Origin of the sequence: Streptomyces sp., from assembly GCF_031178505.1 — a bacterium.
GTDB classification, from domain to species: Bacteria; Actinomycetota; Actinomycetes; order Streptomycetales; family Streptomycetaceae; genus Streptomyces; species Streptomyces gulbargensis.
The window spans coordinates 1-16,282 of sequence record NZ_JAPSIW010000066.1 but is presented as its reverse complement, the minus strand read 5'-3'; the positions used below and the strand labels follow the sequence as shown (position 1 = coordinate 16,282).

Genomic DNA, 16,282 nt, shown 5'->3' with positions numbered 1-16,282 from the left:
AGCATGATGAAGGCGAGGACGGTGACGGCGAGGGCGCCGGCCGGCCAGAGCAGCATGTGCGGGGCGTTGCGGACGTTCTGCGAGGCGGCGGAGATGTCGATGCCCCAGGAGACCGTGGGCGGTTTGAGGCCGACGCCGAGGAAGGAGAGCGTCGCCTCCAGGGCGATGTACGTGCCGAGGGCGATGGTGGCGACGACGATGACCGGGGCCAGGGCGTTGGGCGTGATGTGGCGCAGGAGCATCCGGGTGTTCGAGGCGCCGAGGGCCCGGGCGGCCTGGACGTAGTCGTTGTGTTTGGCGGTGATGACGGAGCCGCGGGCGATGCGGGAGATCTGCGGCCAGCCGAGCAGGACCATGAAGCCGATGACGGGCCACACGGTGTTGCTGCTGACGACGGAGAGCAGGACGAGGCCGCCGAGGACGACGGGGATCGCGAAGAAGACGTCGGTGACGCGGGAGAGGAACCCGTCCCAGGCGCCGCCGAAGAAGCCGGCGAGGCCGCCGAGGACGGAGCCGAGGACGGCGACGCCGAGGGTGGCGAAGACGCCGACCTGGATGGAGGCGCGGGCGCCGTGGACGGTGCGGGTGTAGACGTCGCAGCCCTGGGTGTCGAATCCGAAGGGGTGGCCGGGCTGGGAGCCCTGCTGGGCCTTGGCGAGGTCGCAGTCGAGCGGGTTGCCGTCGGCGATGAGCCGCGGCCAGACGGCGATGAGCACCAGGAAGACGATGATCAGGCCGGAGACGATGAAGACGGGGTTGCGGCGCAGGTCCTGCCAGGCGTCGGACCACAGCGAGCGGGGCTTGTCGTCCGGGCCGGTGCCGTCCGGGGGGGCCTGTGGGCCCTTCTCCAGGGTCTCGGCCTCGGCCATCGCGAGGTCGTAGGCGCCGCCGCCGCCCGTCGGGGCGATGGCCTGGCCGTCGTACGGCTGCTCGGGCTGGTCAGGCATAGCGGATCCTCGGGTCAAGGACGGCGTACAGGAGGTCGACGAGCAGGTTCGCCACCAGGAAGACCAGGACGAGGACGGTCACGAAGCCGACGACGGTCTGGGTGTTCTGGCGGAGGATGCCCTGGTAGAGCTGGTAGCCGACACCGTGGATGTTGAAGATCCGTTCGGTGACGATGGCTCCGCCCATGAGCGCGCCGACGTCGGTGCCGATGAAGGTCACCACGGGGATGAGGCTGTTGCGCAGCAGGTGGCGGGTGATGACCCGGCGGCGGGGCAGGCCCTTGGCGACGGCGGTGCGGACGTAGTCGGCGCGCTTGTTCTCGGCGATGGAGGTGCGGGTGAGCCGGGTGACGTAGGCGAGGGAGACGGAGGCGAGCACCAGGCCGGGGAGGATCAGTTCGTCGAAGGTGGCGGCCGAGGAGACGGAGGGTTTGATCCAGCCCCACTTGACGCCGAGGAGGAGCTGGGCCAGCAGGCCGGTGACGAAGGTCGGGACGGAGATGACGACCAGGGTCAGCAGCAGCACGCCGGTGTCGACGGGGCGGCCGCGCCGCAGGCCGGTGAGGACGCCGAGACTGATGCCGATGACGATCTCGAAGAGGATGGCGACGATCGTGAGGCGGATGGTGACCGGGAAGGCGTTGCCCATCAGCTCGGTGACCTCCTGGCCGTTGAAGGCCGTGCCGAAGTCGCCGGTGAAGACGTTCCCCATGTAGGTCAGGTATTGCTGCCAGACCGGCTTGTCGAGGCCGAACTCCTTCTTGAGCCGGGCGGCGGTCGCCGGGTCGCACTGGCGGTCGCCGCACAGGCCGGCGATGGGGTCGCCCATCACGTTCACCATCAGGAAGATCAGCAGCGTGGCGCCGAAGAAGACCGGGATCATCTGCAGCAGTCGCCGGATCACATAACGACCCATGAGGGGCTCCGGGGGTGTGGGGGGTAGGCGTACGGCCCGGCGCGGAGGTCCGCGGGCCGGGCCGTACGCCGTCGGCCTGCTCCGGCGTCAGTTGACCTTGATCTGGTCGTAGACCGGGACGCTGAACGGGTTCAGGGAGACGTTGGTGATGCGGTCGGAGTAGCCGGCGCTGCCGTTCTGGTACCAGAGCGGGATGGCGCCCATGTCGTCGCGGAGGACTTCCTCGGCCTTCTGGAAGAGTTCGACGGCCTTCTTGGTGTCGGTCTCGGCGTTGGCCTGGTCGACGAGCTTGTCGAACTCCGGGTTGGAGTACTTGCCGTCGTTGGACGAGGCGTTGGTGTAGTACATCGGCTGGAGGAAGTTCTGGATGAGCGGGTAGTCCATCTGCCAGCCGGCCCGGAAGGGGCCCTTCAGCTTCTGGGTGGTGACCTGGTTGCGGTAGTCGGCGAAGGTGCCGACGGGGTTGCCGACGCAGGCCCGGTCGTTGCCGAGGGCGCGGTTGATGGAGTTGCAGACGGCGTCGATCCACTGCTTGTGCGAGCCGGTGTCGGCGTTGTACGAGATCCTCAGCGTGCCGCCGGGGATGCCGCCGCCCTCCGCGACCAGCTTCTTCGCCTCGGCCGGGTCGTACTCGCAGGCCTCGCCGCACAGCTCCTTGTAGCCGCCGTCGGCGCCGAGGACCGGGGAGGTCCAGTCCTTGGCGGGGGTGCGGGTCTTCTGGAAGATCGTCTCGGTGATCTGGGCGCGGTTGATCGCCATGGAGAGGCCCTTGCGGAGCTTCTCCTGGCCCGGCTTGTTCCAGGCGGGCTCGTAAAAGGGGATGGAGAGCGTCTGGATGATGCCGGCGGGGGTGTTGATGTAGCGCTCGCCGAGGTCGGCCTGGACGTTCTTCAGCTGGGCGGCGGGCACGTCGTCGACCAGGTCGAGGTTGCCGGCCAGGAGGTCGGTGTAGGCGGTGTTGTTGTCGGTGTAGACCTTGAGGGTGACGCCGCCGTTCTGGGCCTTGTCCTCGCCGGGGTAGCCGTCCCACCGCTTCAGGGCCATCTGGGAGCCCTTGGAGTACGAGTCGACGGTGTACGGGCCGTTGCCGACGGGCTTCGAGAGCCAGCCGGCGTGGTCGGTGAAGAAGGCCTTCGGGAGGGGCGCGAAGGCCGCGTAACCGAGGGTGTCGGGGAAGGTCGAGAACTTCTGCGTGAGCTTGACCGTGAAGGTGCGCGGTCCGGTGACCTTGAGGCCGGAGAGGGTGTCGGCGGTCGGCTCGCCCTGGTCGGGGTGGACCTTGTCGTAGCCCTCGATGTACCCGAAGAAGTAGGCGTTCTTCTGGTTGTTCTTCAGGTGGGCGCCGTAGTTCCAGGCGTCGACGAAGGACTGGGCGGTGACCTTCTCGCCGTTGGAGAAGGTCCAGCCGTCCTTGACCGTGACGGTGAAGGTGGTCGAGTCCTTGGTCTCGATCTTCTCGGCGAGCATGTCCTTGGCCTCGCCGGTCTTCGGGTCGTACCGCTTGAGACCGCGGAAGATCATGTCGAGGACCTTGCCGCCCTGGACCTCGTTGGTGTTCGCGGGCTCCAGCGGGTTCTGCGGGTCGCCCCACGAGGAGGACACGATGCCGTCGGCCCCTCCGCCGCCGCTGTCGTCACCGCCACCGCAGGCGGTCGCCCCGAGGGCGACGGCGGTGGCCAGTGCGGCCCACCTGGCGAGCGTGGCTCCGCGCATGACATGCCTCCCGTTGGTCCTCGGACTCACTTAGGGCCCAATATCACCTGATATTGACGGGTATGCACGTTTATGGCGTCCGGATGAACCGGGGCTCGCGGAGGTACGGGAAAGCCCCCGGCACCTGGTGGGGTGCCGGGGGCTTTCCGTCGTACGGGTGTCGCGCCGGATCAGACGGAGAGGACCGTCCGCTCCTCGGCGAAGTGGCAGGCCGACTCGTGCGCGGCCGGGGTGTCCTGCCCCTGGAAGCGCTCCGGGATCGCGAGGACCGGGACCTCCGTCGCGCACTTGTCCTGCGCCTTCCAGCAGCGGGTGCGGAAGCGGCAGCCCGACGGCGGGTTCGCCGGCGAGGGCACGTCACCGGTCAGGATGATCCGCTCGCGGTGCGCGCGGGCCTCCGGGTCCGGCACCGGCACCGCGGAGAGCAGCGCCTGGGTGTACGGGTGCGTCGGGTGGTCGTAGATCTGCTCGTCGGTGCCGATCTCGGCCATCTTGCCGAGGTACATGACGCCCACGCGGTCCGAGATGTGCCGGACGATCGACAGGTCGTGCGCGATGAAGATGTAGGACAGGTTGAACTCGTCCTGCAGCTTCTCCATCAGGTTGATGACCTGCGCCTGGACGGAGACGTCCAGGGCGGAGACCGGCTCGTCGCAGATGATGATCTCCGGGTTGAGCGCGAGGCCGCGGGCGATGCCGATGCGCTGGCGCTGACCGCCGGAGAACTGGTGCGGGTAGCGGTTGATGTACTCGGGGTTCAGACCGACGACGTCGAGCAGCTCCTGCACCTTGCGGCGCCGGTCGCCCTTCGGGGCCACCTCGGGGTGGATGTCGAAGGGCTCGCCGATGATGTCGCCGACCGTCATGCGCGGGTTGAGCGAGGTGTACGGGTCCTGGAACACCATCTGGATGTTCCGGCGCACCGCCTTCAGCGCGCGCCCGGACAGCTTGGTGATGTCCTGGCCCTTGTAGAAGACCTCGCCTGCGGTCGCCTTCTCCAGGCTCATGAGGAGCTTGGCGACGGTGGACTTGCCACAGCCGGACTCGCCCACGATGCCCAGGGTCTCGCCCTGGAAGAGGTCGAAGGAGACCCCGTCCACGGCCTTGACCGCGCCGACCTGCTTCTTGAAGAGGATGCCCTGCGTCAGCGGGAAGTGCTTCTGCAGGTTGCGCACCTGGAGGATCGGCTCGCCACGCTCGACGGGGGCCTCGATGGCGGCTACGGCCTCCGCCTCGGACACATCCTCGGCCTTGTCGTTCTTGCTGAGCTCAGCCATGGATCGTCTCCTTCCAGAAGTGGCAGGCGCTGCCGCGGCCCGGCAGATCCGCGCCGTCCTGCTCGGTCACCGGGGCCAGCGGCGGGACGTCCGTACGGCAGATGTCCTCGGCGCGGGGGCAGCGCGGGTTGAAGGCGCAGCCCGACGGGATCTTGAGCAGGTTGGGCGGCAGGCCCTTGATCGCGTACAGCTCCTGGCCCTTCTGGTCCAGGCGCGGGATCGAGTCGAGCAGACCCTTGGTGTACGGGTGGGCCGGGCGCTTGTACAGCTCGTGCACCGGCGCCTGCTCCACGATCCGGCCCGCGTACATCACGGCGATCTTGTCCGCGACGTCGGCGACCACGCCGAGGTCGTGGGTGATCAGGATCAGACCCATGTTGTACTCGGCCTGGAGCTCGGCCAGCAGGTCCATGACCTGGGCCTGGACCGTCACGTCGAGCGCCGTGGTGGGCTCGTCCGCGATGATCAGGTCCGGCTCCAGGGAGAGCGCCATCGCGATCATGATGCGCTGGCGCATGCCGCCGGAGAACTGGTGCGGGTAGTCGTTGACGCGCGCCGCGGCGGCCGGGATCTTCACCCGGTCCATCAGGTCGATGGCCTTGGCCTTGGCCTCCTTCTTGGAGAGGCCCTGGTGCACCCGGAACATCTCGCCGAGCTGGTAGCCGACGGAGAGGACCGGGTTCAGCGAGGAGAGCGCGTCCTGGAAGATCATCGCGATCTTGTTGCCGCGGACCTTCCGGTGCTCGTCCTCGGACATCTTCAGCATGTCCTGGCCGCGGAAGAGGATCTCTCCCTTGGTCACGAAGCCGGGCGGGGTGTCGAGGATGCCCATGATCGCCTGCGCGGTCACGGACTTGCCGGAGCCCGACTCGCCGAGGACGGCGAGGGTCTCGCCGGCGTTGACGGAGTACGAGACACCGTTCACGGCCTTCGCGACGCCCTCACGCGTACGGAACTCCACGTGGAGGTCACGGACGTCGAGGAGCGGACCCTCGTGGGTCTCGCCGTCGCGCGGCGCCGGGACGGCCGCGGTCTTGTCGATGGTGGTCACTGCGTTCGTCCTACCTCTCAGCGCAGCTTCGGATCGAAGGCGTCACGAACCGCGTCGCCGAGCATGATGAAGGCGAGCACCGTGATGGTGAGCATTCCGGACGGGAACAGCAGCGGGTGCAGGCCCGAGGAGATGCGCTGCTGAGCCTCGGAGATCATCACGCCCCAGGAGATGGCCGGGGGCCGGATGCCGATACCGAGGAAGCTCAGGGTGGCTTCCGCGCCGATGACCGCGCCGAGCGAGATCGTGGCGACCACGATCAGCGGGGTGACGGAGTTCGGCAGCACGTGACGGAACATCATGCGCGACGTGGAGGCACCGAGCGAGCGCGCGGCGGCCACGTAGTCGGCCTGCTTCACCTGCATGACGGCACCGCGCATGACGCGGGCCATGGACATCCAGCCGACCACGGTCAGGGTCAGGACCACGGCCATGACGCCGGCGTTGCGCATGCCCTTCTCGTCACGGAAGTTGTTCAGGATGACGATCGCGGCGAGCAGCAGCGGCAGTCCGAAGAACACGTTGGTGACGAACGAGAGGAGGGCGTCCGTCCACTTGCCGAAGAAGCCGCCGAGGACGCCGATCAGGCCACCGATGACCAGGGAGAAGGCCGTCGTCAGCACACCCACGATCACCGAGTTGCGGGTGCCGTAGATGGTCTGCGAGTAGACGTCGCAGCCCTGGAAGTTGTAGCCGAACCAGGCGCTGCCGCTGGGGCCCTCCATCGAGTGCTTCAGGTCGCACGCGAGCGGGTCGACGCTGGTGAAGAGGCTCGGGAAGGCCGCGATGGTCAGGATCCCGAGGATCAGGACCGCCGAGACGAGGAACATCGGACGGCGGACCAGGTCCCGGAAGGCGTCCTGCGCGAGGCTGCGCGTCTTCTCCGACCTGGCCGTTTCCGGCCCGGGCACGTTCGGGCCGTCCATGATCTTGGCGTTGGCCTCGGCGATCTGGGTCGTGTCACTCATAGCGAATCCTCGGGTCAAGCACGGCGTACAGCAGGTCCACGATCAGCGCGGTGATCAGGTACACGAGCACCAGCAGGCTGACGAATCCGACGACCGCCGGACCGTCCTCCACATTGAGCGACTGGAACAACTGGTAACCGACACCGGGGATGTTGAAGATGCCCTCGGTGACGATCGCGCCACCCATGAGCGTGCCGAGGTCGGCACCCAGGTAGGTCACGACCGGGATCAGCGAGTTGCGCAGCACGTGAATGCCGATGACCCGGTTCTTCGGCAGGCCCTTGGCCTTGGCGGTGCGGACGTAGTCGGCGCGGAGGTTCTCCGCGACCGAGGCCCGGGCGAGGCGCGCGATGTACGCGAGCGATACCGAGCCGAGCACCAGACCCGGCAGCACATAGCTGATGAAGCCGTCGTCGGTGCTGGAGACGGGGAACAGGCCCCATTCCTGTCCGAGGAAGGTCTGGCTGACGTTGCCGAGCACGAAGATCGGGACGGCGATGACGGTCAGGGTGGAGACGAGCACCAGGTTGTCGATGAAGCTGCCGCGGCGCATGCCCGCGAGCACACCGGCGATGACGCCGACGACGAGCTCGAAGGTGAAGGCCACACCGGCGACCTTCAGCGTCTCCGGCCAGGCTTCGGCCAGCAGTTCGGCGATGGGCCGGCCCTGCTGGATGGACTCACCGAAGTCGCCCTGGAGCAGCCCCTTGAAGTAGTACCAGTACTGCAGGTACCACGGCTCGTCGAGGTGGTACTGGGCGGTGAGTGTCGCTCTGATGTTGTCGGGTACTGGCTTCTCGCCGTACAGGTTCTGGATGGGGTCGCCACCCATCTGCGTGACGAGCACGTAGACGATCAAGGTGGTGCCGATGAAGACGGGCACCATCTGAAGGATTCGTCGGATGACGAACCGGCCCATGGATCCTCCTCGCGAGAAACGGCGGGGGCCGGTGTTGCCGGCCCCCGCCGCCGTTCTCGACTCTTAAATGTGGGTCAGATGCCTGAGGCCCTTAGGCCTTGGAGATCTTGGTGACGTCGACCCGGTTGAAGAGGTCCATCTCCACGTTCGTCACGTTCTTGCTGTGCGCGAACACGTTCTTGCCGAAGCGCAGCGGGATCACCGGCATGTCCTGGACGAGGATGTCCTCGGCCTGCTGCCAGATCTTGATGGCCTCGGCCGAGGTCTTGGCGGCGCGGCCTTCCTCGACGAGCTTGTCGAACTGCTTGTTGCTGTAGCCGTAGTAGTTCGAGGAACCACCGGTGGTGAACAGCGGGCCGAGGTAGTTCTCCATGGACGGGTAGTCCATGATCCAGCCCATCCGGAACATGCCGGAGAACTTCTTCTGCTCGACCTGGGTCAGCAGCTCGGCGAACTGCGGGACGGCCGTGCCGACGCACTCGACGCCGAGGTTCTTCTTGATCTGGTTGCAGGTGGCGTCCACCCACTCCTTGTGGGCACCATCGCCGTTGTAGCCGATGTTGATCTTGTTGCCCTCGATGCCGCCGGCCTTGGCGAGCATCGCCTTGGCGGCCGCCGGGTCGAACTTGCAGGAGTCACCGCAGGTGTTCTCGCGGTAGCCACCCACGACCGGGGAGACGAAGGAACGGGCCGGCGACTGCGAGTCGTTGAGGATCACCTTGGTGATCTCCTCGCGGTCGATGGCCATCGAGATCGCCTTGCGGATCTCCGGCTTCGCGTACTTCTTGTCGTACGTCGGGAACGACACGAACTGGAAGGTCGACGCCGGGGACGACTTGAAGCGCTTGCCGAACTGCTTCGGGGCGTTGGCCAGTTCGGAGCTCGGGACCTGCGGGACGACATCCAGGGCGCCGGCGACGACGTCCTTGTACATCGTCTCCTGCTTCTGGTAGATCTTGTAGGTCACGGAGTCGACCTTGGGCTTGTTCGTGCCCGTGTAGTCAGGGTTCTTGACGACCTTGATCGCCTTGTTGTGCTCCCACTTGCCCTCGATCTTGAAGGCACCCTGACCGATCGGCGCCTGCTCGTACGCCTTGATGTTGGCGATGGCGGAGTCCGGCAGCGGGTAGAACACCGTGTAGCCGAGGACGGTCTTGTAGTCGGCGAAGGGCTTCGCCAGCTTGACCGTGAAGGTGGTGTCGTCGACGACCTTCAGGCCCGAGAGCTCCTTGGCGGTCGGCTCGGGAGCCTTCTTCGGGCCCTCCTCGCCGTCCGGGTCCGCCGGGTTGAGGGCGTCGTAGCCCTCGATGGTGGCGAAGAAGTAGTTGCCGTCGGCCGCGTTCGGGCCGTAGGCGCCCCAGTTCCAGCCCTGGACGTAGCTCTTGGCGGTCACCGGGGTGCCGTCGTGGAACTTCTGCCCCGGCTTGATCTTGATGGTCCAGAGCTTGTTGTCGGTCGTGGTGATGGACTCGGCGGCGTCCTCGACCGGCTGGTTCTTGTTGTCGTAGCTGACGAGCGGACGGAACAGCGCGTCCAGCACCTGCGAGCCCTCGGACTCGGTCGTCGTCTGCGGGACCAGACGCTTCGGCTCCGAGATGCCGACGCTCACCGCGCCGCCGTCCTTGGCCTTGCCCTCCCCGTTGTCCTTGCTGCCGCCACAGGCGGTCGCTGCCAGGGCGACGGCGATCGCGCCCGCAACCCACTTGGCGCTCTTGGCACCACGCATGGGGTTCCTCCTCATGAGTCCACTTGTCACTACGAAAGGGACGCACGGAGACGGCCGACACCCCTGACGGCCCAGGACTCCAGCGCCCCGAGTGTGCTCGTGAGTCGGCACTCCCCACAGTGCTTGACCCATTGACCCGAGCTCAATGGAGCCAACTATTAAGTACGTCCGGGCTGTAAACCACACTTAAGTGGTCTCGTTTTGACAACATCACCAAGGCGTCAGAGGCCAAAATCCGGACAAACTGATCACAGACAGACACACCCGAAACGGACTGTTAACACACGTACCGGAGAGCGACGTCCGGAAATCGGACGCGCGGCATCAAAATCGGTTTGACGCCCTCGGGAAGCCGGTGCCGCGCACCGCCGAAGCCGCCGGAAGCGGAAGGGTGCACTCAACTCTGCTGTCAAGCTCAGAAGTTGCTCAAAACTGTGTCCCACATCTCCCCCGGCCCGCAAGACTCCGACCCGGCAGGCTGACCACGGGCCGCTCCGCCGCCACCGAGGGCGGTCTGCGCCGCGGCACGTCCGTGCCGGCCGGCAGCCTCGCCGCGTACGCCAAGCGCTACTGCTGATCCCGCCACCGCTCCGCCCGGCGCCGGCCCGACCAGCCGGCGCGGGGACGGGCGGGGCGCGCACCACCCGTGAACGGGGGACGTGAACGGGGGACGGGGAAAACGGGAGCGCCCGGCCGGGGAGAACCCCGGCCGGGCGCTTTCGTCTGTTCCGGCTCCGCGGCCGAACGGCTCAGCCGTTCTTCGCGCGGGAGGCCGCGCGGGCACGCTCGCGGGCGTCCAGGTTCACCTTGCGGATGCGGACCGCCTCCGGGGTGACCTCGACGCACTCGTCGTCGCGGCAGAACTCCAGCGACTGCTCCAGGGAGAGCTTCCGCGGCGGGACGATCGCCTCGAAGGAGTCGGCCGACGAGGAACGCATGTTCGTCAGCTTCTTCTCCTTGGTGATGTTCACGTCCATGTCGTCGGAGCGCGAGTTCTCGCCGACGATCATGCCCTCGTAGACCTCGGTGCCCGGGTCCACGAAGAGCACGCCGCGCTCCTGAAGGTTGGTCATCGCGAAGGCGGTGACCGAACCGGCGCGGTCGGCGACCAGCGAGCCGTTGTTACGGGTCTGGAGCGGGCCGAACCAGGGCTCGTGGCCCTCGTGGATCGAGTGGGCGATGCCGGTGCCGCGGGTCTGGGTCAGGAACTCCGTACGGAAGCCGATGAGGCCGCGGGACGGGACGACGAACTCCATGCGGACCCAGCCGGAGCCGTGGTTCGACATGTTGTCCATGCGGCCCTTGCGGACGCCCATGAGCTGGGTGACGGCACCCATGTGCTCCTCGGGCACGTCGATCGTCATGCGCTCGACGGGCTCGTGGACCTTTCCGTCGACCTCCTTGGTGACGACCTGCGGCTTGCCGATGGTCAGCTCGAAGCCCTCGCGGCGCATCTGCTCGACCAGGATGGCCAGCGCCAGCTCACCGCGGCCCTGCACCTCCCAGGCGTCCGGGCGCTCGGTGTCGAGGACGCGGAGCGAGACGTTGCCGATGAGCTCGCGGTCCAGGCGGTCCTTCACCTGGCGGGCGGTGACCTTGCGGTCCTTGACCGCGGCCTTGGCGTCGGCGCCCTTGCCGGTGCCGCCACGGCCGACCAGCGGCGAGGTGTTCGTACCGATCACCATGGAGATGGCCGGCTCGTCCACCGTGATGAGCGGCAGCGCGATCGGGTTCTCCGGGTCGGCCAGGGTCTCGCCGATCATGATGTCGGGGATGCCGGCGACGGCGCAGATGTCACCGGGGCCGGCCACCTCGGCCGGCTTGCGGGTGAGCGCCTCGGTCATCATCAGCTCGGTGATGCGGACGTTCGAGATCGTCCCGTCGCGCTTGATCCAGGCGACCGTCTGGCCCTTGCGCAGCTCGCCCTGCTCGACGCGGAGCAGCGCGATGCGACCGAGGAAGTTGTCGGCGTCGAGGTTGGTGACGTGGGCCTGGAGCGGCGCGTCCTCCTCGTACGTCGGGGCGGGGACGTGCTCCAGGATCGTGGAGAAGAACGGCTCCAGGTTGGTGGAGTCCGCCGGAACCGTGCCGTCCTCCGGCTTGGTCAGCGAGGCGATGCCGTCACGGCCGCAGGCGTAGACGATCGGGAACTCGATCTGGTCCTCGTCGGCGTCCAGGTCCAGGAAGAGGTCGTAGGTCTCGTTGACGACCTCGTCGATCCGCGAGTCCGGGCGGTCCGTCTTGTTGATGCAGAGGATGACGGGCTTGCGCTGCTGGAGGGCCTTGCGGAGCACGAAGCGGGTCTGCGGCAGGGGACCCTCGGAGGCGTCCACCAGGAGGACGACGGCGTCCACCATCGACAGGCCGCGCTCGACCTCACCACCGAAGTCGGCGTGGCCGGGGGTGTCGATGATGTTGATCGTGATCGGGGCCCCGCCGTCCTTGGGGTGGTACTTCACCGCCGTGTTCTTGGCGAGGATCGTGATGCCCTTCTCACGCTCCAGGTCGTTCGAGTCCATCATGCGGTCGTCGAGCTGCTGGTGGGCGGCGAAGGCACCCGCCTGCTTGAGCATGGCATCGACGATGGTCGTCTTGCCGTGGTCGACGTGGGCGACGATGGCTACGTTACGGATGTCGTGGCGCGTGGGCATGGGTGGCTTGCGCTTCTCTCGGTTCGTGGGAATCGGCGTCAGTTCCTCTTACGCCCGCCGGGCGGACGCGCCACGGCTATGTCCTATGGTACGGGGCTGCCGCGCAAGGGGCTTCCCCGGTTGTGATCCGAGAGGGTCTACTGGGAGGTTTCAGGGTGTGGGGAAGATCATGCGGCCGGGTCAAGGGTCCGACGTGATCCTGCCCGCCGGGAGGCCCGGCGGGCAAGGGAATTGAGCGGGTTCTGAGGTTGTGACCTGCGGTTTCAGCGCTTTTCAGCGGTTCGGCCGGCACCCTTGACGGTTTCGGCCTTCTTGTAGCCGATGTCCTGGTAGCGGGGGGCGGCGAAACCCCACGCGCCGGCGTTCACGACGTCCGCCCGGGCGGCGACCAACTGGGGGCGCTGATAGAGGGGGATGGAGCCGGCGGCGGCCCAGATCCGGGCGTCGGCCTGGCGGACCAGCTCCCTGGCCTCCTCCTCGTCGAGGGTCCCCGCCGCCTGGTCGAACAGCTGGTCGATGCGGTCGGTGCCCACGCGTGAGTAGTTCTGCTCCACCAGCAGGGAGCCGTCGGAGGCCGGCTCGGGCTTGGCGAAGATCGGCCGGGCGTCGGTGGCCGGGAAGGCCGTGGCGGGCCAGGAGTAGAGGGCCAGGTCGTAGTCGCCGGAGGCGATGTGGTCCTTGAAGAAGCTCTCGTCGGAGACCTTGGTGACCTGGGTGCGGATGCCGACCGCGTCGAGCATCCGGACGATCCGGTCGCCGACCGCGCGCAGCGACTCGGAGCCGGGCCCGGACGGCAGGACGAAGCGGAGGCTGAGTGCCTTGCCGTCCTTCCCGAGGGCCTGGTCCGCGGCCGGTACGGCGGCGGGGGCGGCGGTGCCGCGCGGGGCGTAGGCCCCGGCCACGCCCCGGTCCGGCTTGGTGACGGACTGGGCGGCGCGGGCTCCGGCGTCGGTACCGGTGTCCAGGGCCTCGGCGCGGGCGAGGAGGGCCCGGCCCTGGCGGTCGGCGGCGGGGGCGGCCGCCAGGACGCCGGTGCCGTTCTCGGGGCCCGCGGGTCCGATACGGGGGGTGGCGGGGCGCTCGCCGGGCTTGTCGTCCCCGACGATGTAGAGGCCCTCGTCGGAGGCGGCGTCCGCGGCCTCCTTCTCCTTCGGCTGCTTCTGCTCCTCTTTCTCGGCCTTCTCCGTCTTCTCTGTCTTCTCGGCCTTCTCTGTCTTCTCGGCCTTCTCCGTCTTCTCGGCCTTCTCCGCCTCACTGCCCGCCTTGGTGCCGGCCGGCTTCCGGGCCGCGCCCCCGGGGACCCAGCCCGCGTCCGCGAGGAGCGCCCGTGCCTCGGCGGTGTCCTGGTCGCCGAGCGCGTCGCTGCTGTCGGCGTAGGCCGGCTGGCCGGCCAGGGCGAGGTGGCTCCCGGGCGGGCCCGCGGGCAGTCCGAGCGGTTTCAGCACCGACTCGGCGATCTCCTGGCGGTCGATGGCGCGGGCCACCGCCCGCCGGACCCGCTCGTCGGCGAGCGGGCCGGACTCGCCGTTGAGGGAGAGCTGGGTGTAGGCGGGCTCCAGGGACTTGCGGACGACGAACCGGGCGAGGCCGTCCTGCTCGGCCGCGTACCGGGCGACGGCCCGCCGGTTCTCCTCCCGGGCGGCCCGCACCTCCTCGGCCCGCTCCTCGTCGGAGCCGTACGCCAGCGCCCAGGACTTCAGGGCCTTGGCGGGGGTGATCGCGGAGCCGGGGCCGTGGGCGACGGCCGCCTCGGCGCCCTTGCGGCCGGCCCGTGCGTCCCGTACCGCGAGGGTGATCCGCTCGGCCGTGGACCGGTCGACCTCGGCGAGGTCGAGCGTGCCGGCGGCGAGGGCCGCACCGCGCTCGGTGCGGGGTACGGCCTTGAGCACGAGGCTGTCGAGCTTGGCGGGCTGCCCCCACCAGCGAGGGTTGCGGACGAGGGTGACGTCACCGCTCGCGCGGTCGACCTTCTTCAGCAGGAACGGTCCTGCGGTGGACTTGAGCGTGGTGCGCGCCCCGTCGTTGAAGGCGTTCGGGGACCCCATCACCTCCTTCGGGTAGAGGGGGGTGAAGAGGGACTTCCAGTCGGCGTACGGCTTGGCATAGGTAACCCGGACCTCCAGGTCGTTCTTGCCCCGCTCGATCTTCTCGATCCGCTCGTACCCGGCGTTGCGGGCGGTCCAGTACGCGGTGTCGCGGCCGCTCAGGGCGCGCCACTGGGCCACGAAGTCGGCGGCGCCGATCTCGCGTCCGTCGCTCCAGACCGCCTGCTGGTTGAGCTTGTAGAGGACCACCTGCTTGGGTTCGGTCTCGATGACCTCGGCCGATTCCAGGTAGTCCGGGTTCCGTTGCGGGCGGCCGCGCTCGTCGAGGGTGTGGAGGGCGGGGAGGACGGCTCCGGCGACGCGGGCGGTGGTGCCGTCCGCGTCGGCCTGGAAGGTGTTGAGGGTGCTGGGGAGCGTGTCGACCGCCCAGCGCAGGGTGCCGCCGTCGGCGACCCGTTCGCGTGCGGCGGGGGCGTGGTCCTGAGCGGCGGCCGGGGCCTGCTCCTCGCCCTCGCCGGAGCATCCGGCGAGCACGGTGACGGCGAGGACCGCGCTGGTGAGGGGGGCGACGGAGCGGAGCGTGCGGGAGCGGGGGCTCCTGGACCATGTCCTCCCGCGTGGGGCGCCGACCTGGGACATGATGTGTACCCCTTCGTCCGGAATCATGCCATTTGGAGATGATCAGACCTATCGCTCATCCACTGAAAGCGACCGATCCGATCCGGCCGTGCCGACACGTCGGCGCCCCCGCCGAACCCCACCCGTGCGGCCCAATCGCCCCGGCGGCGCCCCCGGACGGGCGCGCACCCGGACGGCCGGGTCAGTGCCAGCCGGCGCGGTAGGCCGCCCAGTCCTCCTCGCGGGCCGCGAAGTCGACGTACAGCGCGACGCCGAAACGCTCGCGGCCGGGGTCGGTGCGGCCGAGGCCGAGGCGGGTGCCGCGGACGGCGGCGGCGACCGTTTCCGCGCTCTCGTGGTGGCCGAGGTCGTCCTCGTGGAAGAAGGGGAGTCCCATGAGGAGGTCGGTCGACTCGGGCGTCACTTCCAGGGCGAGGCTCGTCTGCTGGGCGACGTACCCGCCGTACATGCCCTCCAGCGGCATCCACGTGTCGTACGACATGACGGCGATCTGGTCGACCCGGCGCGCGACCTGCCCGAAGAACTCCTGCGACCACCACTTCTCGCTGCCACCGCTGACCACGCCGAGCACCGAGTGGGCGCCGGGCAGGGGATCGATCTGGTGGGCGGCGACGGAGAGCGGCACCTTCCGGGCCCGGGTGAGCCTGCCCAGGTCGTCGAGGAGGGAGAGGTAGTGCGCGTCGTCGGAGTGGAGCGGCTCCAGGTCGAAGTGGACGCCGTCGAAGCCGGCGTCGAGGATCTGCCGCGTGGAGCCGGCCACGGCGGCCCGGGAGCGCGGGTCCTCCAGGCGCAGCCCGACCGGGCCCTCGGTGGCGAGGACGTCGCCCAGCCAGGCCTGGACCCGTATGCCGGGCATCGTCCGGTGCACGGCGTCGATCAGCCACCGGGCGCGCGGGTACCTGTCCGCGCGCAGCGTGCCGTCGTGGTCGAGCGGACCGGCGTGGACGTACAGGTCACGGATGCCGGTCCCCCTGATCCGCTCGGCGAAGGCCGCGAGGTCGGCGTCCGTGCGCCGCCCGTCGACCCAGGCGTGCCCGAGCCAGATGGCGTCCTTGCCCCTCGTCCGCGCGTCCTGGCGTACGTCGCCGGCGTAGTTCACGCGCAGGGCGAGCGCCCCGGACAGCGGCAGGATCAGCAGCACGAGGAGCGGCCCCAGGACGAACCAGCGCCCCTTCCGCCACACGCGCCTCAGCCGTCCACTCACACGAGCCTCCCAGGGGGTGTCACGTCACCGGAGCCACCGGAGGGGCGGCCACCGTCAGGGACGCGGGGCGATCACGGACGGTTTCCGAACGGCCGTGGCCCTCCCACGGACGGCTTCCGAACGGCGTCGGTCCGCTCGCACTCCCCCATACCGGGACATAGCCTCCTTTTGTGACACGAACAGCCACCCGAGCCCTTCTCGCGGTACTGGTGGCGGCGTGGTGGCT

General features: G+C 68.7%; 11 protein-coding genes. All 11 read right to left on the bottom strand.

The annotated features are described in order from the left end of the window. Positions 1-947, bottom strand: a 947-nt coding sequence (locus RIF68_RS07960; protein WP_309050436.1) for an ABC transporter permease, incomplete at its 3' end; no start/stop codon positions are given. Then, positions 940-1,863: an ABC transporter permease gene (locus RIF68_RS07955; RefSeq protein WP_309050435.1), complete on the bottom strand. Its 924-nt coding sequence runs from the start codon at positions 1,861-1,863 to the stop codon at positions 940-942. The genes RIF68_RS07955 and RIF68_RS07960, both read right to left, overlap by 8 nt. Before the next feature lie 87 nt (positions 1,864-1,950). After that, the gene (locus tag RIF68_RS07950; RefSeq protein WP_309050434.1) at positions 1,951-3,576 is read right to left on the bottom strand and encodes an ABC transporter substrate-binding protein; all 1,626 of its coding nucleotides are present in this window, start codon (positions 3,574-3,576) and stop codon (positions 1,951-1,953) included. Between the two features lie 170 nt (positions 3,577-3,746). After that, positions 3,747-4,853, bottom strand: a complete 1,107-nt coding sequence (locus RIF68_RS07945) for a dipeptide ABC transporter ATP-binding protein (protein WP_309050433.1) — start codon at positions 4,851-4,853, stop codon at positions 3,747-3,749. Then, complete coding sequence (locus RIF68_RS07940) at positions 4,846-5,904, bottom strand: ABC transporter ATP-binding protein (RefSeq protein ID WP_309050432.1); 1,059 nt, start codon at positions 5,902-5,904, stop codon at positions 4,846-4,848. Before RIF68_RS07940 ends, RIF68_RS07945 begins: the two co-directional genes overlap by 8 nt. A 17-nt stretch (positions 5,905-5,921) precedes the next feature. Continuing rightward, a complete protein-coding gene (locus RIF68_RS07935; RefSeq protein ID WP_309050431.1) occupies positions 5,922-6,872 on the bottom strand; it encodes an ABC transporter permease in 951 nt (316 codons plus the stop codon). Next, a complete protein-coding gene (locus tag RIF68_RS07930) occupies positions 6,865-7,791 on the bottom strand; it encodes an ABC transporter permease (RefSeq protein ID WP_309050430.1) in 927 nt (308 codons plus the stop codon). The genes RIF68_RS07935 and RIF68_RS07930 overlap by 8 nt, the downstream gene beginning before the upstream one ends. A gap of 91 nt (positions 7,792-7,882) precedes the next feature. After that, the gene (locus RIF68_RS07925) at positions 7,883-9,517 is read right to left on the bottom strand and encodes an ABC transporter substrate-binding protein (RefSeq protein ID WP_309050429.1); all 1,635 of its coding nucleotides are present in this window, start codon (positions 9,515-9,517) and stop codon (positions 7,883-7,885) included. Between the two features lie 749 nt (positions 9,518-10,266). Next, positions 10,267-12,168 carry a translational GTPase TypA gene (gene typA, locus RIF68_RS07920; RefSeq protein WP_309050428.1) on the bottom strand — a complete coding sequence of 634 codons (1,902 nt, stop codon included), beginning with the start codon at positions 12,166-12,168 and terminating at the stop codon, positions 10,267-10,269. 263 nt (positions 12,169-12,431) lie between these two features. Further along, positions 12,432-14,852 (bottom strand): ABC transporter substrate-binding protein, encoded by a 2,421-nt coding sequence (locus RIF68_RS07915; RefSeq protein ID WP_309050427.1) that lies wholly within the window; start codon positions 14,850-14,852, stop codon positions 12,432-12,434. Positions 14,853-15,033: 181 nt separating this feature from the next. Continuing rightward, the gene (locus RIF68_RS07910; protein ID WP_309050426.1) at positions 15,034-16,056 is read right to left on the bottom strand and encodes a hypothetical protein; all 1,023 of its coding nucleotides are present in this window, start codon (positions 16,054-16,056) and stop codon (positions 15,034-15,036) included. Positions 16,057-16,282: the final 226 nt, after the last annotated feature.

Bases quoted from the DNA above. Each gene is read 5' to 3' on its own strand.
- RIF68_RS07950 (WP_309050434.1), bottom strand. From the start codon at position 3,576: ATGCGCGGAGCCACGCTCGCCAGGTGGGCCGCACTGGCCACCGCCGTC.
- RIF68_RS07945 (WP_309050433.1), bottom strand. From the start codon at position 4,853: ATGGCTGAGCTCAGCAAGAACGACAAGGCCGAGGATGTGTCCGAGGCG.
- RIF68_RS07915 (WP_309050427.1), bottom strand. From the start codon at position 14,852: ATGTCCCAGGTCGGCGCCCCACGCGGGAGGACATGGTCCAGGAGCCCC.
- typA (WP_309050428.1), bottom strand. From the start codon at position 12,168: ATGCCCACGCGCCACGACATCCGTAACGTAGCCATCGTCGCCCACGTC.
- RIF68_RS07930 (WP_309050430.1), bottom strand. From the start codon at position 7,791: ATGGGCCGGTTCGTCATCCGACGAATCCTTCAGATGGTGCCCGTCTTC.
- RIF68_RS07925 (WP_309050429.1), bottom strand. From the start codon at position 9,517: ATGCGTGGTGCCAAGAGCGCCAAGTGGGTTGCGGGCGCGATCGCCGTC.
- RIF68_RS07935 (WP_309050431.1), bottom strand. From the start codon at position 6,872: ATGAGTGACACGACCCAGATCGCCGAGGCCAACGCCAAGATCATGGAC.
- RIF68_RS07955 (WP_309050435.1), bottom strand. From the start codon at position 1,863: ATGGGTCGTTATGTGATCCGGCGACTGCTGCAGATGATCCCGGTCTTC.